This is a genomic window from Streptomyces sp. NPDC005202 (genome assembly GCF_040608235.1).
Taxonomy (GTDB): domain Bacteria; phylum Actinomycetota; class Actinomycetes; order Streptomycetales; family Streptomycetaceae; genus Streptomyces.
The window spans coordinates 116,921-135,242 of the sequence record NZ_JBEXHW010000007.1; the positions used below are offsets into that span (position 1 = coordinate 116,921).

The window sequence follows — 18,322 nt, forward strand, 5'->3', positions numbered from 1 at the left end:
CGGCGGAAATCCGTCGGAACCTGTCAGTAATGATCCTGGGGCGCGTGCGGACACCGGCCTGGCGTCGGCCGCATGCGCTACCTCATGCCGATCGTCATCGCCGTCCTCTACGCGCTGGTCATGTCCCTCCCGCGCGAACCGCACCGTCGACGCCTCAACGCGATCATGGTCGCCGCGGCGGGCGCCGCCTACCTCAGCGGCGGTGGCCTCGGCGGCTGGGAGTTCGCGTTCGCCGCGGTCGCCACCTACGTCGCCTACCGTGGCCTGGAGTCGTGGACCTTCGTCGGCATCGGCTGGCTGCTGCACACCGCGTGGGACGTCGTCCACCATCTCAAGGGCAACCCCTTGATCCCGTTCTTCCACGACTAGTCGCTGGGCTGTGCGATCTGCGACCCGGTGATCGCGCTGTGGTGCCTGCGCGGAGGCCCGTCACTGCGCGAGATCATCCGCGGTGAGCGGTCCGCGCCGGTCGAGGAACCCGTCGCGTGACCCGGGCGGCGATGAGTTCCGGGATCGCCGTCGGTCCACCTCCTGAGCGGAGAACGAATCCCTGAGGAGAAACCGATGACCGACACGATCCTCGACCTCGGCCCGCAGGCGCGTGTCGTGGCGCGCCTGGCGGAGCACGTGAGCGACGAACAGCTCGCCGCCGGGACGCCGTGTCCGGACTGCGCCGTGCGCAACATGCTGGGGCACCTGGTGGCCCTGGCGGTGGCGTTCCGGGATGCCGGCCGCAAGCACCTGGGAGTCACGACGAACACCAGTCCGAACGCCGCCGTGCCGGACATCGGCCCAGGCTGGCGGGAGGAGCTGCCCAAGGTCCTCGACGAGCTCGCCGAGGCCTGGCGCGACCCGGCCGCCTGGTCCGGCATGACCCGCGCGGGCGGCGTGGACCTGCCCGGCGAGATCGCCGACGCCGTCGCCGCCGACGAGCTGGTGATCCACGGCTGGGACCTGGCGCGGGCCACGGGCCAGGCGTACGAGCCCGACCCGGCCGCGCTGTGGACGTCGTACGGCTTCCTCCGCGTGGCGGCCGATGACCCGAACCGCGGCAACGGCCTCTTCGGCCCCGTCGTGCCCGTCCCGGAGGACGCCCCGCTGCTGGACCGGGCGGTGGGGCTGAGCGGGCGGGATCCGGGCTGGAAGCCGTGAACGGACCGAACGGGCCGAACGGGTTGAGCGGGCCGAACGGGCCGAACATGCCGAACATGCCGAACGGGCCGAACCTGCCGAACGGGCCGAAAAGGGGAGCGACACGGGAGCCGTGACCGTGCCCTTTTCACCATGCCCCTGGGCCTCACGGTGCACGCCGGGCCCGGGGCCTTCGCGGAGTTGCAGCGGCATACGGACCCGGCGCGGCTCACGGCGATCCGGATCTCCCACCTCCACGCCGACCACGGCGCGGATCTGCTGTCTGCCGTCCATGCCCGGGGGGAGGCCCGCAAGGTTCATCGGACGGCCGGACGCGGGCTTACCCAGCGGCGTTCTCGACTTCCGGCCCCGGTACGACGGGCACGAGGCCCGGCAGCGGAACCTCCACCGCCGCGCGGGCCGGTGTCTTCCTCCGCGAGGCCGACATCGGCCGGCATCGCGACGGCGAACGTCCGGTGCGCCTCACCCCCGAGGACGCGGGCGCCTGCGCCCAGCACGCCCGCGAATGCCTCATCAGCCTCCGCCGGTCGGCAAGCTCAACTTCCTTTGTCGGAAGCATTGACGAAGCACAGGGCCGCTCCTACCTTCATCGCGTCGTACTTCATACGTCATATATGAGACGCGATACGCGAGAACAGATACACGCGATCCGATCCGTGATGTGATCGACGAGATCCGAGAGGCGCGCATGACCTCTGTGCCCACGCCGATTCCGTCCCGCACGCAGTTCGTGCTGGAAGGGATCAAACACCGCATCCTCACCAGGCAGCTGACGCCGGGTCAGGCCCTGGTCGAGACCGAGCTCGCCGCACAGTTCGGGGTGTCGAAGACCCCGGTGCGCGAGGCGCTCAAGACCCTGGCCGGCACCGGACTGGTCGTGATGAGCCAGTACAAGGGCGTCACGGTGCGCAGGGTGGACGCGGACATGGCGCGCGAGGTCTACGACGTGCGGCTGCTGCTGGAGCCGGAGGCCCTGAAGCGCTCCGTGCAGCGCGGCGCTTCCCTGGACGCCGCGCGCGACGCGCTGAAACGGGCCGACGAGGCCGCGGACACCGCCGAACGCTCCCTGGCCAACCGCGAGTTCCACCGCGCCCTGTACCTGCCGTGCGGCAACCCGCTGCTCGGCCGGATGCTCGACGAGGTCCGCGACCAGGCGGCCCTCGTCTCCGCCGTCGCCTGGGCCGCCGACCCCTCCTGGGCGCGGGAGGCCACCGAGCACCGGGAGATCCTGCGGCTCGCCCTGGAGGGCGACGCGGACGGCGCGGCGCGCGCCCTCCACGCACACATCGCGTCGTTCGTGCAACGGGCCTTCCCCGAATCGGAGTCCGAGGCCCAGGGAGAGGACGGTCAGGCATGACAACGACGTTCGAGACCCAGCGGGCGGCCCTGGCCGACGTGGTGGCGATCCCGGTGACCCCCTTCGCCGAGGACGGCACGATCGACCGGGACACCCACCGGGCCCTGCTGCGTCGTCTGCTCGACGGTGGTATCGGGACCCTCACGCCCAACGGCAACACCGGCGAGTTCTACGCCCTCACCCCCGAGGAGCGGCAGCTGGTCACCGAGGTGACGATCGAGGAGGCGGGGGACCGGGCGGTCGTGCTCGTGGGCGTTGGCCACGACGTGAAGACGGCCGTCGCCTCCGCACGGCACGCCCGCGAGCGCGGCGCGCAGATGGTCATGGTCCACCAGCCCGTCCACCCCTACGTCTCCCAGGGCGGCTGGGTCGACTACCACCGGGCCATCGCCGAGTCCGTGCCCGAGCTGGGCGTCGTCCCGTACATCCGCAACGCCCAGCTGCCCGGCGCCCGCCTCGCCGAACTCGCCGACGCCTGCCCGAACGTCATCGGCGTGAAGTACGCCGTCCCCGACGCGGCCCGCTTCGCCGCCTTCGCCCGGGACGCGGGGCTCGAACGCTTCGTCTGGGTCGCCGGTCTCGCCGAGCCGTACGCGCCCTCCTACTTCTCCGCGGGCGCCACCGGCTTCACCTCCGGCCTGGTGAACGTCGCTCCCGCCGTCTCCCGGAACATGATCGAAGCGCTTCGGTCCGGTGACTACCCGGCCGCCATGAAAGTCTGGGAGCAGATCCGCCGCTTCGAGGAGCTGCGCGCCGCCAACGGCAGTGCCAACAACGTCACCGTCGTCAAGGAGGCCCTCGCCTCGCTCGGTCTGTGCCGCCGGGACGTGCGTCCGCCGAGCAAGCCGCTGCCCGAGAGCGAGCGCGCCGAGGTCGCCGCCATCGCCGCCGGATGGTCGATATGAGCACGCCCGTCAGCAGAAAGCGTCCGGAGGAGCTCCGAAGCCACCAGTGGTACGGCACCGAGGGGCTGCGTTCCTTCAGCCACCGGGCCCGCACCCGCCAGCTCGGCTACCTGCCCGAGGAGCACCTGGGCAAGCCCGTCATCGCGATCCTCAACACCTGGTCCGACATCAACCCCTGCCACGTCCACCTGCGCGACCGCGCGCAGGCCGTGAAGCGCGGGGTATGGCAGGCGGGCGGTTTCCCCCTGGAGTTCCCGGTCTCCACCCTCAGCGAGACGTTCCAGAAGCCGACCCCGATGCTCTACCGCAACATGCTCGCGATGGAGACCGAGGAACTGCTGCGGTCCTACCCGGTCGACGGCGCCGTCCTGATGGGCGGCTGCGACAAGTCCACGCCCGCCCTCCTCATGGGGGCCGCGAGCGTCGGCCTGCCCACCGTCTTCGTGCCTGCCGGGCCCATGCTTCCGGGGCACTGGCGCAACGAGGTGCTCGGCTCCGGCACTGACATGTGGAAGTACTGGGACGACAAGCGCGCCGGCCTCATCGGCGACTGCGAGATGGCCGAGCTGGAGAGCGGCCTCGCCCGCTCGCCCGGCCACTGCATGACCATGGGGACGGCGTCCACGCTGACGGCCGCCGCCGAGGCGCTCGGTGTGACGGTCCCGGGAGCGTCCAGCATCCCCGCCGTGGACTCCGGGCACGACCGGATGGCCGCCGCCTCCGGCCTGCGCATCGTCGAACTGGTCCACAGGGACCGGAAGGTGAGCGACATCCTCACCCGGGAGGCCTTCGAGGACGCGGTGACGACGGTCCTCGGCCTCGGCGGCTCGACCAACGCCGTCATCCACCTGATCGCCATGGCCGGACGGGCCGGTGTCCGGCTCACGCTGGACGACTTCGACCGCATCGCCCGCACGGTCCCGGTACTCGCCAACGTCCGCCCCGGCGGCGAGCGGTACCTCATGGAGGACTTCCACTTCGCCGGCGGCCTGCCCGGGTTCCTCTCCCGCATCCCGGACCTGCTGCACCTGGACCGGCCGACGGTGTCGTACGACACTCTGCGCGAGCAGATCGCCGGCGCCCAGGTGCACGACGACGACGTCATCCGCCCCCGCGACAACCCGGTCGCGAGCGAGGGCGGGGTGGCCGTGCTGCGCGGCAACCTCTGCCCCGACGGCGCCGTCATCAAGCACATCGCCGCCGAGCCGCACCTGCTCAAGCACACCGGACCCGCGGTCGTCTTCGACGACTACCGGACCATGCAGCGGACCATCAACGACCCGTCCCTCGGCATCACGCCCGACAGCGTGCTCGTCCTGCGCAACGCCGGGCCCAAGGGCGGTCCCGGAATGCCCGAGTACGGGATGCTGCCCATCCCCGACTACCTGCTCAAGCAGGGCGTGCGGGACATGGTCCGGATCTCCGACGCCCGCATGAGCGGCACGAGTTACGGCGCGTGCGTCCTGCACGTGGCCCCCGAGTCGTATGTCGGCGGACCGCTCGCGCTGGTGCGCACCGGTGACTCGATCACTCTCGACGTCGAGGGGCGCACCCTCCAGCTCAACGTGGACGACGAGGAGTTGGAGCGCCGCCGGGCGCAGTGGACCCCGCCGCCCGTGCGGTACGAGCGCGGCTACGGCGCGCTCTACTCCGACCAGGTCACCCAGGCCGACACCGGCTGCGACTTCGAGTTCCTGGCCCGGCAGGGGAAGGTGCCGGACCCGTACGCCGGGTGAGGACGTCCCGAAAGCCCCACAGGTCCTGCGACGCCCCAGGCGGCCTGGTGGCCGCCGGCACCACGGGCTCCGCCTTGGCACTGGGCCGGAGGATGTGGTGCGGTGCGCTCAGCTCAGGTGCCACAGGGCGTACGCCGCGGTCAGCATCACCAGCCCGGCGATCGTCATGAACGCCCCGAGCATCCGGTGGTACCAGGGCTGGGCCCACATCAGCGCGGAGCCGCCGCTCAACTGGTTCTTGCTGCGGATGTTCTCCGCCCTCCGCACGGCGATGCCCCGCACGTTGAACGCAGCTCCAGGAACCGGGCGACCGACAGATCGAGGTACAGGGGCAGGCCGTGCGACCGCGTGGTGATCACGCGGCGGATGGGTTCGCTGATCAGTGGTCGGCCGTCGCGGGCGAGGCGGCGGGCGAGGTAGTCGTCGCAGTCCTCGGGGGAGAAGTCGCCGACGAGTACCTGCCGCCGCCCGGACCCGGTCGGCGGCGTGCGGTTGGCCGGGACGATCGGGGTGGCGAGGCCGGGCCAGGCGGTGGGGCCGGTGTAGTCGAGCTGGCCCTGGAGGGCGGGATCGGCCCACTGCAGGCGGGAGCGGCCGGTGATCACCCAGAAGGCGTTGGGCATGAGCCACACCGTGCGCTGGATCAGCCGCTCCAGGTCGCGGCGGGTGCGGTCGCCGATGTCCTCGAACGTGTCGAGCAGCACGACCGGCGTGACGCGCCTCCCCGCGGGGAGGCGGGCGAGCTCCCAGGCGAGCAGGTGCGGGTAGTAGGAGAGCGCGTCCAGGTCGGGCTCTGCCTCCAGCAGGTCGGCCAGGCGCGCGCATCCGGCGAGGGCGCGGACGGTCTGCCGGCGCTCGCGCAGCGCCCCCACCAGCGCACCGGTGACCTGGCCGACGACTGAGCCGACGGTGCCGGGCAGCAGCAGCGCCTGGGCGATGTCTGAGAGCGCGGACTGCATCTGCTGTGGCAGCGCCTGCCCGAACCGGGCGGCGAGCCCGCCGCGGCGCAGGTACTCCTCCAGCGGCTCCCCGGGATGGTTCGCCTCCCAGAAGCGGCGCAGCGCCAAGTCGAAGGCGGGCAGCGGGCGTCCAAGCCGGGCGAGGCCGAGCCGGATCATCAGCACGAATTGCTCGAAGTCACAGCTCGCGGAACGGGCGAGGTCGATCCGCACCGGAAGGATCCGATCAGCCGGCCATCCCGGTTCGCCCCACTGGGCGGGCCTGCGTCCGGCGTCGGCGAGCGCGGCCTCCAGCTTCCGGGACAAGGTGGTCTTACCGATGCCGCCCACCCCGTGGAAGACGAGCACGTGGTTGCGAGGCGCCTCGAGGTCTTCGACGTTGAACCCGCGCGAGGCGGTGTGCTGCAGATGCTCGGTGAGCGCGGCCGCGACCAGCTCCCACTGCGAGGCCCGGTTCGTGAACGCCTCATCCGTCTGAAGGCTGCGGTCGTTCGTACTGAACAGGGCCCTCAAATCCCGGCCGCCTGTCACGTCCACCCCCGAAAGATGATCGCCTGCGAGCCAACCTATGCCCGCCCGGCGGGATTTGGGGAGCGCGCCCTGCCGTCACGGCCCCGGGGGGTGGCAGTTTCCGGTTCGCCCGGGGCGCGCCTGAGTGCCCGTTTCTGAATAAGGCAACTTCGAGCTCAACGCCATGCAGCCGATCGTCATCAACAACTTCCTCCACTCCGCCCGGATCCTGGCCGACGCCTGCGAGAAGCTGCGTACGTACTGCATCGAAGGCACGGAACTGGACCACGAGCAGATCGGCCAGTACCTCGCGCGCTCGCTGATGCTCGTCACCGCGCTGTCCCCGGAAATCGGCTACGACAAGGCCAGCCAGATCGCCCACAAGGCAGACGATGAGGGAACAACCCTGCGCGAGGCTGCCGTGGCCAGCGGACACATCAGCGCCGAGGACTTCGACCGTATCGTCGACCCCTTGAAGATGGTTCGCACCACCACCTGAACCCGTTCCCGGGACACCCTGGCTTTGTCGGTGAGAGCTGAGAGCTGACACCGGCTGTCGGTCAGCGTCGACAGCACCGGGTGTCGCCGGCGAGTGATGTCGATGAGTTGTACGGGGCCATTCGGGTTGCAGTGCCTGGTATGCACAGGGGAAGGCGTGCCGCGTTCATCAGCACCTTGCCGTTGTTCTTCCTCTGCCCAGCTAGGACGGACCGGTGCGATCGCGGGCGCGCCGTCGCTCCCCTATCCTGATCAAAGGCGCATATACGTACAAATACTGCAGCTGGTGCCGTTGCTCGCCCCTCAACCCTGCAGGGAAAGGAAGATCAGCATGACTGCAGTGCTTCCCCCTCCCACTCCGATCCTGGAGCCCGCGGCGAAGGACCTTGCCGAGGCGACCTCCCCGCACCCGCGGATCTACGAGGTGCCGCCGGATCAGGGGCGTGACATCCTCGCCCGCCTGCAGACCGGAGAAGGTGTCGCGAAACCCGACGTCGAGGAGGAATGGGTGACCGTCGACGCCGGCAGGTGGGGGCAGGTACGCACCCGCATCGTGCGCCCGCGCGGCATCTCCGGGACGCTTCCGGTCATCCTCTACATCCACGGAGCCGGGTGGGTGTTTGGCGACGAGAACACCCACGACCGCCTCGTACGCGAACTCGCCGTCGGCGCCGGCGCGGCTGCGGTCTTCCCCGTCTACGACCGGGCCCCCGAGGCCAAGTACCCCACCCAGATCGAGCAGAACTACGCCGTGGCCCAATGGTCCGTCCGCGAAGGCGCCCAGCACGGCCTGGACGCCTCGCGCCTGGCCGTGTGCGGCGACTCCGTGGGCGGAAATATGTCCGCAGCCCTCGCCCTGATGGCCAAGGACAGGGGCGATGTCCGGGTCGGCTGCCAGGTCCTGCTCTACCCCGTCACCAACGCCGACTTCGACACCCCGTCGTACCTGCAGTTCGCGGACGGGGACTACCTGACCCGGGACGGAATGATCTGGTTCTGGGACCAGTACACCACCGATGCCGCCCAGCGCGCCGAGCCCTACGCCTCGCCGCTGCGGGCCAGCATCGACCAGCTGCGCGGCCTGCCCCCGACCCTGGTCATCACCGACGAGGCCGACGTCCTGCGTGACGAGGGCGAGGCCTACGCGGCCAAGCTGCGTGAAGCCGGCGTCGACGTCACCGCGGTCCGCGTTCTGGGCATGGTCCACGACTTCCTGATGCTGGACCTCCTGCGTGACACCAACGCCACCAAGGTCGCTCGTCACCTCGCCATCGACGCACTCAAGACCGCCCTGCACGACTGACAATTGCCCGCGGCGTCGGTGTGGGACAGCAGGTTGCCCTCGGCGTCCCAGGTCCACGACTCGCGGGTGCCGTCGGCCTGTTCGCGCCACGCAGGCTTGCCTTCGGTCGTCCAGCCCATGCGGGTGCTGTGGCCCAGGGGATCGGTCACCTCGACGATTCGGCCGAAGGAGTCCCGGCGGATCGTCGTCGTGTGGCCCAGCTCGTCGGTCAGGGCGATGGGCAGGCCCGCCCCGTCGTAGGCGACCCTGCGGGTGTGGCCCAGGGCGTTCGTGATCGACGTCGGTCGGCCTGATGCATCGTATGAGTACCGCGTCGCCGCCCCGGATCGGATCGACCGTCATGAGCAGCCGGGAAACGGTCATTGTGGACGCCACTCGTACGGACATGACGTGGATCGGCGCCACGGAGGACGCCCGCGACGTGGTGATCGTCTACGACAACGCGGCCGGCACGCCCAAGCCCGGCGGCGGCACCTACGGCACCACCGGATCGGCCACCACGACCGTGCAGGCCGACGGCTTCACCGCCCGCCGGATCACCCTCGCCAACGACTGGCTGCGCGCCGACCACCCCGACATCACCGGCACCCAGGCCGTCGCCGTCAAGGTGCAGGGCGACCGCTCGGCCTTCCACCACTGCCGCTTCCTCGGCCGCCAGGACACCCTGTACGCCGACTCCATGGCCTTCGGCACCTTCGCCCGCCAGTACTACGCGCACTGCTACGTCGAGGGGGACGTCGACTTCGTCTTCGGCCGGGCGACGGCGGTGTTCGAGCACTGCCACTTCCGCACGCTGAGCCGCACCGACCTGACCGCCGCCCCGTACGGCTTCGTCTTCGCGCCCTCCACGGTGGTCGCCAACCCGCGCGGCTACCTGGTCACCCGCAGCCGCATCAGCAGCGAGGCACCGGCCGCGTCCTACAAGCTGGCCCGCCCTGGGTGCCAGCGGCCGCCGTAGTCGAGTCCCTTAGGGGACCGATGCCAGCTGCCTCCGAGATCCTCGAGCTCGCAACCGTAGAGGCCGAGCGGGTCCGACCAGGTACCCGGGTGACGAATGTACGCCGTTGGGTTAGGGGCTGGTTTCAGGCCCAGCGGATCCTGACTGAGATAGCAGGCGGTCTGAGGGTCGTAGTAGCGGAAGTAGGCGTAATGCAGGCCGGTTTCGGCATCGGCGTACTGGCCTGGGAAACGCAGCGGGCAGGAGGTGGAGGTGGGTTCCGCGGGGCCAGGGAGGGGACTGCCCCACAGACTGGTTCGTCGCTGCCAGGTCATCTCGCCCTGGGCCGTGACCAGTTCGGTGGGTGTGCCGATGGCGTCCGTGATGACCACCTGGAACCGCGTCGTGCGGTCCGCGGTCGTGTCGTCGGCCAGCATGGCGAAGTACGACGAACCCTGCGGGTGGGCCCGCCTTCGATGATCGGTCTGCGTGAGTGGCCGGTGCGAGTCAGGGGCGTAGTCCCAGGTGGTAACCCTTCCATCCCGGAGGTGCTGTTCGGCGAGGCGCATGGTGTCCCAGACGAATTCTGTGCGGTCGGTTTCCGAACCGTCCTCGTCACAGCGGTACTTCGCGATGCGTCGGCCGAGCGGGTCGTACGCGTACCGCCAGCGGCCGCCGTCGGGTGTGAGCACCTCGGTGAGACGGTCCTCCGCGTTCCAGGTGTAGGCCCACGTCCGGTACTGCCCGTTCAGCAGCTTGCGCCGCTTGACGACGAGGCGGCCCTGGTTGTCGTGTTCGTACGTCGTGTTGCCCGTACGGCGGACCAGGGTGCCGTCGAAGGAGCGGTCGCCGGGCGCCTCATGCGTCGGCGCAGAGGCGTGGGTGGGTTGCCGGCGCTGTCGTAGGCGTAGTTCTCGCTTCAGCCATGGGCGCGTACGCCCCTGACCCGGCCCACGGCGTCGAGGTCGAAGTGGCGTGTGCCCCTCGTGAGCTCGCGGATTTCGGTCAGGTACCCGTCGGCGCGATAGGCGTACGCGCGGTGTTGCAGCAGCCGGTCCGCGTCGGCTGTGAGCGATGTCAGGGTCTGGGCGGTGAGACGGTCGGCCGCGTCCCAGGACTGGGTCAGCGCCACGTCGGTGCCGACACGGCGCTCCGTCTCGCGTCCCGCAGCGTCATGGGTGAAGGTCAGCGTTCCCGCGCCGGAACGAAGCTCCGCGGGCCGGCCGGCCGCGTCGTATGTCCATCGCGAGACCAGTCCTGACGGGGTCTCGCGTCGGACGCAGTGGCCCATGACGTCGTAGCCGTAGGCCGTGGTGCGGCCGTTGACGGTCTCGCTCACGGTGCGGCCGAGTGCGTCCCGTGCGATGACGACCTCGGCATCCGCGTTGACCGCCCGCGCCAGCAGCCCGTCCGCTCCGTACGCGAAGGCAGTGACCTCACCGGTGTCGGTGCGCTGCTCCACGACACGTCCTGACGCGTCCCGCGTGAAGCGCAGCGTCTCCCCGGCCCCGTTGGTACGGGAGACCAGCCGCCCCACCGCGTCGTGCGTCTACCTCAGCGTCCGGCCGTTGAAGTCCGTCTAGGCGACCAGGCGGCCCGCCTCGTCATAGGTGTACGACCAGGTCCTGCCCTGCGGGTTGGTGACACCCGTCAGGCGGAGTTCCGTGTCGTAGCAAGGGGAGGCAATGTCGCAACCATGTACGCGCAATGCCTCGTACGCCGGATTGCGTATCGATCGGATAAAGGGGGTCGCATCCCGCGTGTGATGCGCGTAGACAGTGCGGGACCTGGTGCCTTACCCACCAACCAGACCCGGAGATTCCATGCGGAAGTCCCTCAGAGCGGCGGCCATCGCCGCCAGTTGTGCCGTCGCCGGTGCCGCCCTCTACGGCGCGGGCGCGGCCACGGCCGGTCAGTCGACGGCCAACTCCACCCACGAGCCCTACAACATCGGGCTCCTGGTCAAGGACATCGACACCTACTACGGCACCACGCTCGACAGCAACGGCGTGTACCAGGCGTCCCCGGCCAGCCCGTATGCCAAGGACCTGGCGCGCATCGACGCCGACGCCAAGCGGTACATCGACAAGGCGGTGCACAAGGCGCACCACCGGGGCGAGAAGCCGGCCGTCGTCTTCGACATCGACGACACGCTGCTCCTCAGCCTCGACTACGAGAAGCGCAACAACTACACCTACAACTCGGCCACCTGGGCCGCGTACGTGAACCGGGCCGACCGCCCGGCCGTCTTCGGCAGCCCCGAGCTCGTGCAGTACGCCGAGAAGAAGGGCGTCGAGGTCTTCTACAACTCGGGTCTGAGCGAGGCGCAGCGCTCCGCCGCCGTGGAGAACCTGAAGAAGGTCGGCGCCGATGTGAACCTCGACGCCGACCACATGTTCCTCAAGGACAAGGACCACCCGCCGTCCTACCTGAGCGACTGCGCCACCCCGGGCACCTGGAACTGCACCACCGTCCAGTACAAGTCCGGCACCCGCAAGCACATCGAGGACGACCTCGGGTACGACATCGTCGCCAACTTCGGCGACCAGTACTCGGACCTCGACGGCGGCTACGCCGACCGGACGTACAAGCTGCCCAACCCGACGTACTTCGTCAGCTAGTCCGGACGGGCGGACCTCAGCGGCCTGATCGACTCCAGGGTCGGCACCACCGGCAGAATCGATCCGTCCGCCGCGAACCTCAGGCGGTCGACCGTCGTCTCCCGGTGCGTGCCGTCCCCGCCGGAACTGCATCAATGATCGGTACGGGGCTTCGAACGCCGTCGGGCAGGCCAAACCCGATTCCGTAACACGAAGAAGACCTGAAAGCGATTCAACGCGGGAACAATCCAGCCAGCATCCGCGCACCGATCACTCAGGCACCGAGGAGCACCAGCCATGTCCGAAACCAAGAAGGCGGCCGACCGGCCAAGTGCCGCGCCCCCTGCGGCCAGCGGCGTCGACCGGTTCTTCAGGATCTCTGAGCGGGGGTCCACCTTCGGCCGGGAGATACGCGGCGGCTTCGCCACGTTCTTCACGATGGCCTACATCCTTGTCCTGAATCCGATCATCCTGGGCAGCGCCAAGGACAAGTTCGGCCACCAGCTGGACACCGGCCAACTGGTCACCGCCACCGCCCTGGTGGCCTGTGTGATGACGGTCCTCATGGGCGTCGGCGGCAATCTGCCGCTCGCCATCGCCGCCGGCCTCGGCCTCAACGCCGTCGTCGCCTTCCAGCTCGCCCCGCTGATGAGCTGGGCCGACGCGATGGGCCTCGTCGTGATCGAGGGCATCGTCATCTGCGTCCTGGTGCTCACCGGGCTGCGGGAAGCGATCATGAACGCCATTCCGCAGCAGCTCAAGCAGGCCATCGGGGTCGGCATCGGCCTGTTCATCGCCTTCATCGGGTTCGTCGACGCCGGGTTCGTCAGCCGTGTCCCGGACGCCGCCAACACGACCGTGCCGGTGCAGCTCGGCGCCGTCGGGCGGCTGACCGGCTGGCCCGTGCTGGTGTTCTGTCTCGGTGTGCTGCTGACCATCGCGCTGCTCGCGCGGAAGGTGAAGGGCGCGATCCTGATCAGCATCGTGACCATGACGGCCGTCGCGATCGCCATCAACGCCGTCGCCGACATCAAGAGCTGGGGCCTGACCACCCCCAAGGTGCCCGACAAGATCGTGGCCACTCCGGACTTCGGACTCCTCGGTCACTTCAGCCTGTTCGGCGCCTTCGGAGAGACCGGCGCGATCACCGTCATCCTGCTGATCTTCACCCTGATCCTGTCGGACTTCTTCGACGCCATGGGCACCATCGTCGGCATCAGCGCGGAGGCGGGCCTGCTCGACGACAAGGGCCAGGTGCCGGGCATCGGCCGGGTCCTGTTCATCGACGGCGCCGCGGCGATCGCCGGCGGTGTGGGCTCCGCCTCGTCCAACACCGCCTACATCGAGTCCGCGGCCGGTGTCGGCGAGGGCGCGCGCACCGGCTTCGCCAACCTGGTCACCGGGGGCCTGTTCGGCCTCGCCCTCTTCCTCACCCCGCTGGTGACCATCGTCCCGCTCCAGGCCGCCGCACCCGCCCTGATCGCCGTCGGCTTCCTGATGATGACCCACGTCAAGCACATCGACTGGGAACGGTACGACATCGCCATCCCGGCCTTCCTCACCATCGCCGCGATGCCGTTCACGTACTCCATCACCGACGGCATCGGCGCCGGCTTCCTGTCGTACGTCGTCATCAAGACGGTCCTCGGCAAGGCCAAGGAGGTCAACTGGCTGCTGTGGGGCGTGTCGGCGCTGTTCCTGGTGTACTTCGCGATCGATCCGGTGGAGCAGATCCTCGGTGTTAAGTGAGGGTGAGGGGCAGCTCCGGTGAGCTGCCCCTCACCTGTGGCTACTTGAGTGCCGCCGTCATCATTGCCTTGGCCACCGGCGCCGCCAGCCCGTTGCCGCTGACTTCGGAACGCGCGGCGTCCGACTGCTCGACGACCACCGCGACCGCGACCTCCTTGCCCGTCGCGTCGGACTTGCCGTACGACGTGAACCAGGCGTACGGCACCTGGCTGTTGTTCTCGCCGTGCTGAGCCGTGCCCGTCTTGCCGCCCACCGTCACGCCGGACATCCGCGCGTTCGTGCCGGTGCCCTGCTCGACGACCGTCTGCATCGCCGACTGCAGCTGTGCGGCCGTCGAGGAGCTGACGATCCGCTGCGCTCCGGCCTTGTCGTCGTAGTTCTCCAGCACGTTGCCGTTGCCGTCGCTGATCTGCGACACCATGTGCGGCGAGACCAGCTTGCCGCCGTTGGCGATGGCCGCCGACACCATCGCCATCTGCAACGGGGTGGCGGTGACGTCGAACTGGCCGATGCCGGTCAGCGCGGTCTGCGCCCGGTCCATCCCCGACGGATATACGCTCGGGTACGCCCGCACGGGCACGTCCTGCGACCGGTCGTTGAAGCCGAACTTCTGGGCCATCGCCTTCACCTTGTCCTGGCCCAGGTCGACGGCCATCTTCGCGAAGACGTTGTTGCAGGAGTACTGCAGCGCGGTGCGGATCGTGGCGTTCTCGCAGGGGGCGTTCGGGTTCTCGTTCGACAGCACTCGGGCGGTGCCCGGCAGCGTGTACGGGTCCGGGCTGTCCGTCTTCTCGTCCACCGACGAGTACAGCCCGTCCTCCAGCGCGGCCGCCGCGACGACCAGTTTGAACGTCGAGCCCGGCGGCAACGGCTGGCGCAGCGCGCGGTTCGTCATCGGCTTGGTGGGGTCCTTGGTCAGCCTCTGCCAGGCGGTCGTGTCGCCCGCGCTGAGCGTCGTCGGGTCGTACGACGGAGTCGAGACGACCGCGAGGATCCTGCCGGTGGCCGGGTCGATGGCGACGGCCGCGCCCTTCTTGTCGCCGAGCGCGTCGTACGCCGCCTTCTGCACGTCCGGGTCGATCGTCGTGATCACGTCGCCCGGCGCGGCGCGCTTGCCGGAGATCGTGTCGAGCGGGTTCTTCAGCCGGCTGTCCGTGCCGTCGAGGAGGTCCTGGTAGATGCCCTCCAATTGCGTCGCGCCGTAGACCTGCGAGCTGTAGCCCGTGACGGCCGCGTACAGCTTGCCGTCCTTGTACGTGCGCTTGTACTTCAGGTCGCCGCTCGTCTGTGTGGAGCCGGTGATCGCGCTGCCGGCCACGATGATGTTTCCCAGCGGCTGCGCGTACGTCTCGATCGCCTTGCGCCGGTTGTCCTTGTCGTCCGCGAGGGCCCTGCCGTCGTAGAACTGCACCCAGGTCGCCCTGACCAGTAGAGCGAACACGAGCAGCAGCGCGAAGACGGAGGCCCGCCTGATCGTCTTGTTCATCCCGGTCAGGAAGACGAGCGACGGGGAACGAATCGTTCCCTTCCGCCCCGGTTTCTCATCGGACGTTCATGAACCCGCCCGCGCCGCTTTGAGGAGCCCGCCTCGTACGCGGCGATCACCGCTGGCGCGGTGGACGGGCCTCCCCCGCCCGTCGGTGCCCTCACCCCGTCAGCGTCAGCACCACCTCGTCGATCTCCTCGCCGCGCGCGTTCGCGTATCCCCGGGCCTGCGCGGTCTGCCGGAACCCGCACTTCTCGAGGACCCGGACCGAGCCCGCGTTGTCCGCCGCCGCCCGTGCGTACAGCGGACGTTCGGGCACCTCGGCCAGCAGCGCGCGCAGCGCGGCCGTGGCGATGCCCTGCCCCCAGTAGGCGCGGTCCACCCAGTAGGTGACCTCGCGCTCGCCGGGCTCGCCGTACACCGCGGCGCTGCCGACCACGTCGCCGTCCGCCAGGATCGTGCGCACCACGTCGGACGAGGCGCGGAGCCTCTCCCAGTGGGCGTCGAAGGCGTCGCGGTCGGCCGGGTCCTTGGGGGTGAACGCGGCCATCCGGAGGGCCTCCGGGTCGTTCAGCTGCCGGTAGAAGACCGGCAGGTCGCTGTCGTGGACCTCGCGGAGCGCGACCTCCATGTCTCAGAGCCTCCGGGTGGCGAGCGTCAGGCGGTCACGGGCGTCGAACAGGGCGTCCTTCACCATCTGTTCGTGGGCGGGGGTCAGGCGGGCCACCGGGATCGAGCAGCTGATCGCGTCGCGGGCCGGGGTGCGGTACGGGATCGCCACGCCGAAGCAGCGCAGGCCGAGCGTGTTCTCCTCGCGGTCCACGGCGTAGCCCTGCTCGCGGATCTGGTGCAGCTCCTCGATGAGCTTCTCGCGGTCCGTGATCGTGTTCTCGGTCAGTGCAGGGAGCGTCTCCGGCAGCATCTTGCGGACCTGCTCGTCCGTGTACGTGCTCAGCAGTGCCTTGCCCAGCGAGGTGGAGTGGGCCGGGAGCCGGCGGCCGACCCGCGTGAACGGGCGCAGGTAGTGCTGCGACTGGCGGGTGGCCAGGTAGACGACGTTCGTGCCGTCCAGGCGGGCGAGGTGGATGGTCTCCGTGGTGTCGTCGGACAGGCGGTCCAGCGTCGGGCGGGCCGCCGCGACCACCTCGTCGCCGTCGATGTAGGAGGTGCCGACCAGCAGCGCCCGGACGCCGATGCCGTACCGCGTGCCCGTCGCGTCGGTCTCCACCCAGCCCAGTTCGACGAGCGTGCGCAGCAGCATGTACAGGCTGGACTTGGGATAGCCGACCGCCTCCTGGACCGCGGCCAGGGAGTGCATACCGGGTCGGCCGGCGAAGTACTCGAGCAATTCCACCGTCCGCACCGCGGACTTGACCTGCGCCCCGCCGCCTGTCTCGCCTGCCGACATCGCCCTTGACCCCTTCGTTCGACGGGAAATAGTCTCCGACAGTGTATTCATCATCAGAGACAGCGTTCAGTATATCGAACGCTCCTGGTGGATGACCCGAATACGGCCGAAGGTACCGACCGAGTACTGCGGCACGACATGCCGAGTACTGCGGCAAACATGTGGAGGGACCCGCGGTGGCAGCAGCACCAGTCTGGAGTGTCGACCCCCGTACCGGGAAGCAGCGTGAACAGGTTGCGGTGGAGGCCACAGCCCAGGAGGTGGACGCCGCCGTCCGTGCCGCGCACGACACGCGCGGCGCCCTGGCCGACCGCGCCGTCCGCTCGGCCTTCCTGCGCACCGCCGCCGACCGGCTGGAGGGTGTCAGGGACCAGCTCGTCGAGGCCGCCGACGCCGAGACCGCGCTCGGCCCGGTCCGGCTCACCGGGGAACTCGCCCGCACCTGCTACCAGTTGCGGGCCTTCGCGGACATCGTCGACGAGGGCGCCTTCCTCGACGTGATCATCAACCACCCCGACGACACGGCGACCCCACCCATCCCCGACCTGCGCCGCTACAAGGTGCCGCTGGGCGTCGTCGCCGTCTACTCCGCCTCCAACTTCCCCTTCGCCTTCTCGGTCGCCGGCGGCGACACCGCGAGCGCGCTGGCCGCCGGCTGCCCCGTGGTCGTCAAGGCGCACCCCGACCACCCGGCCCTGTCCGAACTGGTCGCCAAGGTGCTGCGCGGGGCGGCCGGCGAGCACGGCATCCCCGCGGGCGTCCTCGGCCTCGTCCACGGCTTCGAGGCGGGCATCGAGCTCATCGAGCACCCGCTGATCGCCGCCGCGGGCTTCACCGGTTCCGTACGGGGCGGCCGGGCCCTTTTCGACGCGGCCGCCGCGCGGCCGGTGCCGATCCCGTTCCACGGTGAGCTGGGCTCGCTGAACCCCGTCGTCGTCACCGAGGCCGCGGCCGCCGAGCGGGCCGAGGCCATCGGCGCGGGGCTGGCCGGCTCCATGACGCTGGGCGTCGGACAGTTCTGCGTGAAGCCGGGCCTGGTACTGGTGCCGTCCGGCGCGGCGGGCGACGGCCTGGTCAAGGCGCTCACCGACGCCGTCAGCGACACCGAGGCCGGGGTCCTGCTCGACCACCGCATCCGGGACAACTTCCTCGCCGGGGTCGCCGAGCGGGCCGAGCTGCCCGACGTGGAGTCGCCGGTGACGCCGGGCGCGGGCGGGGAGCACACGGTGAGCGCGGGCTTCCTTACGGTGCCGGCGAGCAGGCTGGCGGAGGAGGGCGCGTACGACCTGCTCCTGGAGGAGTGCTTCGGGCCGGTCACCGTGGTGGCCCGCTACGAGGACGAGAGCGAGGCCACGGCCGTCCTGTCCCGGCTCCCCGGCAACCTCACCGCGACCGTGCATCTCTCGTCCGAGGAGGCGGCGGGCGAGGGCCGTGGGGCCGAGCTCCTCGCCGAGCTGACGCCGATCGCCGGACGCGTGCTCGTCAACGGCTGGCCGACCGGGGTCGCGGTGGCGCCCGCCCAGCACCACGGGGGTCCGTATCCGGCGACGACGTCGACGTCCACGTCCGTGGGCGGTACGGCCATTGAGCGGTGGCTGCGGCCCGTTGTCTACCAGAACGCGCCGGAGGCGCTGCTGCCGCCGGAGCTGCGGGACGACAACCCCCTCGGGCTGCCGCGACGGTTCAACGGCCGCCTCGAGCGCTGAACACCCGGGCCGGCAC

At 70.0% G+C, this 18,322-nt stretch carries 17 protein-coding genes and 5 pseudogenes; 12 read left to right on the forward strand and 10 right to left on the reverse strand.

Features of this window, described 5'->3' with window-relative positions; all coding sequences use genetic code 11:
• Nucleotides 1-72: 72 nt before the first annotated feature.
• The 6 genes and pseudogenes from ABZV31_RS14350 to araD all read left to right on the forward strand — a co-directional run bounded on the left by ABZV31_RS14350 (nucleotide 73) and on the right by araD (nucleotide 5,150).
• Nucleotides 73-489, forward strand: a pseudogene (locus tag ABZV31_RS14350) (DUF6010 family protein).
• A gap of 75 nt (nucleotides 490-564) precedes the next feature.
• Nucleotides 565-1,152, forward strand: a complete 588-nt coding sequence (locus ABZV31_RS14355; RefSeq protein ID WP_355892742.1) for a TIGR03086 family metal-binding protein — start codon at nucleotides 565-567, stop codon at nucleotides 1,150-1,152.
• 144 nt (nucleotides 1,153-1,296) lie between these two features.
• A pseudogene (locus ABZV31_RS14360) lies at nucleotides 1,297-1,667 on the forward strand (MBL fold metallo-hydrolase); the annotation flags it as partial.
• A 173-nt stretch (nucleotides 1,668-1,840) separates the two neighbouring features.
• On the forward strand, nucleotides 1,841-2,509 hold the full coding sequence (locus tag ABZV31_RS14365; RefSeq protein WP_355892745.1) for a GntR family transcriptional regulator: 669 nt from the start codon (nucleotides 1,841-1,843) through the stop codon (nucleotides 2,507-2,509).
• Entirely contained in the window at nucleotides 2,506-3,414 is a 909-nt protein-coding gene (locus ABZV31_RS14370) for a dihydrodipicolinate synthase family protein (RefSeq protein ID WP_355892748.1), read from the forward strand. Before ABZV31_RS14365 ends, ABZV31_RS14370 begins: the two co-directional genes overlap by 4 nt.
• Complete coding sequence (gene araD, locus ABZV31_RS14375; protein ID WP_355892751.1) at nucleotides 3,411-5,150, forward strand: L-arabinonate dehydratase; 1,740 nt, start codon at nucleotides 3,411-3,413, stop codon at nucleotides 5,148-5,150. The genes ABZV31_RS14370 and araD overlap by 4 nt, the downstream gene beginning before the upstream one ends.
• Nucleotides 5,151-5,258: 108 nt before the next feature.
• Here the strand turns inward: araD and ABZV31_RS14380 are convergent, their stop codons facing one another.
• Nucleotides 5,259-5,417 (reverse strand): hypothetical protein, encoded by a 159-nt coding sequence (locus tag ABZV31_RS14380; RefSeq protein ID WP_355892754.1) that lies wholly within the window; start codon nucleotides 5,415-5,417, stop codon nucleotides 5,259-5,261.
• On the reverse strand, nucleotides 5,378-6,646 hold the full coding sequence (locus ABZV31_RS14385) for a hypothetical protein (RefSeq protein WP_355892757.1): 1,269 nt from the start codon (nucleotides 6,644-6,646) through the stop codon (nucleotides 5,378-5,380). Before ABZV31_RS14385 ends, ABZV31_RS14380 begins: the two co-directional genes overlap by 40 nt.
• Before the next feature lie 157 nt (nucleotides 6,647-6,803).
• On the opposite strand from ABZV31_RS14385, the gene ABZV31_RS14390 reads away from it, so the two are divergent.
• Both ABZV31_RS14390 and ABZV31_RS14395 read left to right on the forward strand, forming a co-directional pair.
• On the forward strand, nucleotides 6,804-7,118 hold the full coding sequence (locus tag ABZV31_RS14390; RefSeq protein WP_355892760.1) for a hypothetical protein: 315 nt from the start codon (nucleotides 6,804-6,806) through the stop codon (nucleotides 7,116-7,118).
• Between the two features lie 330 nt (nucleotides 7,119-7,448).
• Nucleotides 7,449-8,420: an alpha/beta hydrolase gene (locus ABZV31_RS14395; protein ID WP_355892763.1), complete on the forward strand. Its 972-nt coding sequence runs from the start codon at nucleotides 7,449-7,451 to the stop codon at nucleotides 8,418-8,420.
• 2 nt (nucleotides 8,421-8,422) lie between these two features.
• On the opposite strand, the pseudogene ABZV31_RS14400 reads toward ABZV31_RS14395, so the two are convergent.
• A pseudogene (locus ABZV31_RS14400) lies at nucleotides 8,423-8,746 on the reverse strand (hypothetical protein); the annotation flags it as partial.
• Between the two features lie 23 nt (nucleotides 8,747-8,769).
• Between ABZV31_RS14400 and ABZV31_RS14405 the strand changes: the two are divergent.
• Nucleotides 8,770-9,357 (forward strand): annotated as a pseudogene (locus ABZV31_RS14405) (pectinesterase family protein); the annotation flags it as partial.
• On the opposite strand, the gene ABZV31_RS14410 reads toward ABZV31_RS14405, so the two are convergent.
• The 4 genes and pseudogenes from ABZV31_RS14410 to ABZV31_RS14425 all read right to left on the reverse strand — a co-directional run bounded on the left by ABZV31_RS14410 (nucleotide 9,339) and on the right by ABZV31_RS14425 (nucleotide 11,065).
• Nucleotides 9,339-10,280, reverse strand: coding sequence for an RHS repeat-associated core domain-containing protein (locus ABZV31_RS14410; protein ID WP_355893052.1), 942 nt, complete (start codon nucleotides 10,278-10,280; stop codon nucleotides 9,339-9,341). The pseudogene ABZV31_RS14405 and the gene ABZV31_RS14410 sit on opposite strands and share 19 nt — an antisense overlap.
• Nucleotides 10,277-10,819, reverse strand: a complete 543-nt coding sequence (locus tag ABZV31_RS14415; RefSeq protein ID WP_355893055.1) for a hypothetical protein — start codon at nucleotides 10,817-10,819, stop codon at nucleotides 10,277-10,279. The genes ABZV31_RS14410 and ABZV31_RS14415 overlap by 4 nt, the downstream gene beginning before the upstream one ends.
• A gap of 27 nt (nucleotides 10,820-10,846) precedes the next feature.
• Nucleotides 10,847-10,894, reverse strand: a pseudogene (locus ABZV31_RS14420) (hypothetical protein); the annotation flags it as partial.
• A gap of 42 nt (nucleotides 10,895-10,936) precedes the next feature.
• Nucleotides 10,937-11,065 (reverse strand): RHS repeat domain-containing protein, encoded by a 129-nt coding sequence (locus ABZV31_RS14425; protein ID WP_355892766.1) that lies wholly within the window; start codon nucleotides 11,063-11,065, stop codon nucleotides 10,937-10,939.
• A 115-nt stretch (nucleotides 11,066-11,180) separates the two neighbouring features.
• On the opposite strand from ABZV31_RS14425, the gene ABZV31_RS14430 reads away from it, so the two are divergent.
• On the forward strand, nucleotides 11,181-11,978 hold the full coding sequence (locus ABZV31_RS14430) for an HAD family acid phosphatase (protein ID WP_355892769.1): 798 nt from the start codon (nucleotides 11,181-11,183) through the stop codon (nucleotides 11,976-11,978).
• Between the two features lie 276 nt (nucleotides 11,979-12,254).
• Complete coding sequence (locus ABZV31_RS14435; RefSeq protein WP_355892772.1) at nucleotides 12,255-13,706, forward strand: NCS2 family permease; 1,452 nt, start codon at nucleotides 12,255-12,257, stop codon at nucleotides 13,704-13,706.
• 40 nt (nucleotides 13,707-13,746) lie between these two features.
• Here ABZV31_RS14435 and ABZV31_RS14440 read toward each other — a convergent pair whose 3' ends face one another.
• The 3 genes from ABZV31_RS14440 to ABZV31_RS14450 form a co-directional block, all read right to left on the reverse strand.
• Nucleotides 13,747-15,192, reverse strand: coding sequence for a penicillin-binding protein 2 (locus ABZV31_RS14440; RefSeq protein ID WP_355892775.1), 1,446 nt, complete (start codon nucleotides 15,190-15,192; stop codon nucleotides 13,747-13,749).
• Nucleotides 15,193-15,352: 160 nt separating this feature from the next.
• A complete protein-coding gene (locus ABZV31_RS14445) occupies nucleotides 15,353-15,823 on the reverse strand; it encodes a GNAT family N-acetyltransferase (protein ID WP_355892778.1) in 471 nt (156 codons plus the stop codon).
• A gap of 3 nt (nucleotides 15,824-15,826) precedes the next feature.
• A complete protein-coding gene (locus ABZV31_RS14450; RefSeq protein WP_355892781.1) occupies nucleotides 15,827-16,600 on the reverse strand; it encodes an IclR family transcriptional regulator in 774 nt (257 codons plus the stop codon).
• A 176-nt stretch (nucleotides 16,601-16,776) separates the two neighbouring features.
• Between ABZV31_RS14450 and ABZV31_RS14455 the strand changes: the two genes are divergently transcribed.
• Nucleotides 16,777-18,306, forward strand: coding sequence for an aldehyde dehydrogenase (NADP(+)) (locus ABZV31_RS14455; protein ID WP_355892784.1), 1,530 nt, complete (start codon nucleotides 16,777-16,779; stop codon nucleotides 18,304-18,306).
• The last annotated feature ends 16 nt before the right edge of the window (nucleotides 18,307-18,322 follow it).

Coding starts and splice junctions, on each gene's coding strand:
- ABZV31_RS14435 (WP_355892772.1), top strand. CDS start 12,255: ATGTCCGAAACCAAGAAGGCGGCCGACCGGCCAAGTGCCGCGCCCCCT.
- ABZV31_RS14430 (WP_355892769.1), top strand. CDS start 11,181: ATGCGGAAGTCCCTCAGAGCGGCGGCCATCGCCGCCAGTTGTGCCGTC.
- ABZV31_RS14445 (WP_355892778.1), bottom strand. CDS start 15,823: ATGGAGGTCGCGCTCCGCGAGGTCCACGACAGCGACCTGCCGGTCTTC.
- ABZV31_RS14390 (WP_355892760.1), top strand. CDS start 6,804: ATGCAGCCGATCGTCATCAACAACTTCCTCCACTCCGCCCGGATCCTG.
- ABZV31_RS14440 (WP_355892775.1), bottom strand. CDS start 15,192: ATGAACAAGACGATCAGGCGGGCCTCCGTCTTCGCGCTGCTGCTCGTG.
- ABZV31_RS14355 (WP_355892742.1), top strand. CDS start 565: ATGACCGACACGATCCTCGACCTCGGCCCGCAGGCGCGTGTCGTGGCG.
- ABZV31_RS14370 (WP_355892748.1), top strand. CDS start 2,506: ATGACAACGACGTTCGAGACCCAGCGGGCGGCCCTGGCCGACGTGGTG.
- araD (WP_355892751.1), top strand. CDS start 3,411: ATGAGCACGCCCGTCAGCAGAAAGCGTCCGGAGGAGCTCCGAAGCCAC.
- ABZV31_RS14365 (WP_355892745.1), top strand. CDS start 1,841: ATGACCTCTGTGCCCACGCCGATTCCGTCCCGCACGCAGTTCGTGCTG.
- ABZV31_RS14395 (WP_355892763.1), top strand. CDS start 7,449: ATGACTGCAGTGCTTCCCCCTCCCACTCCGATCCTGGAGCCCGCGGCG.
- ABZV31_RS14450 (WP_355892781.1), bottom strand. CDS start 16,600: ATGTCGGCAGGCGAGACAGGCGGCGGGGCGCAGGTCAAGTCCGCGGTG.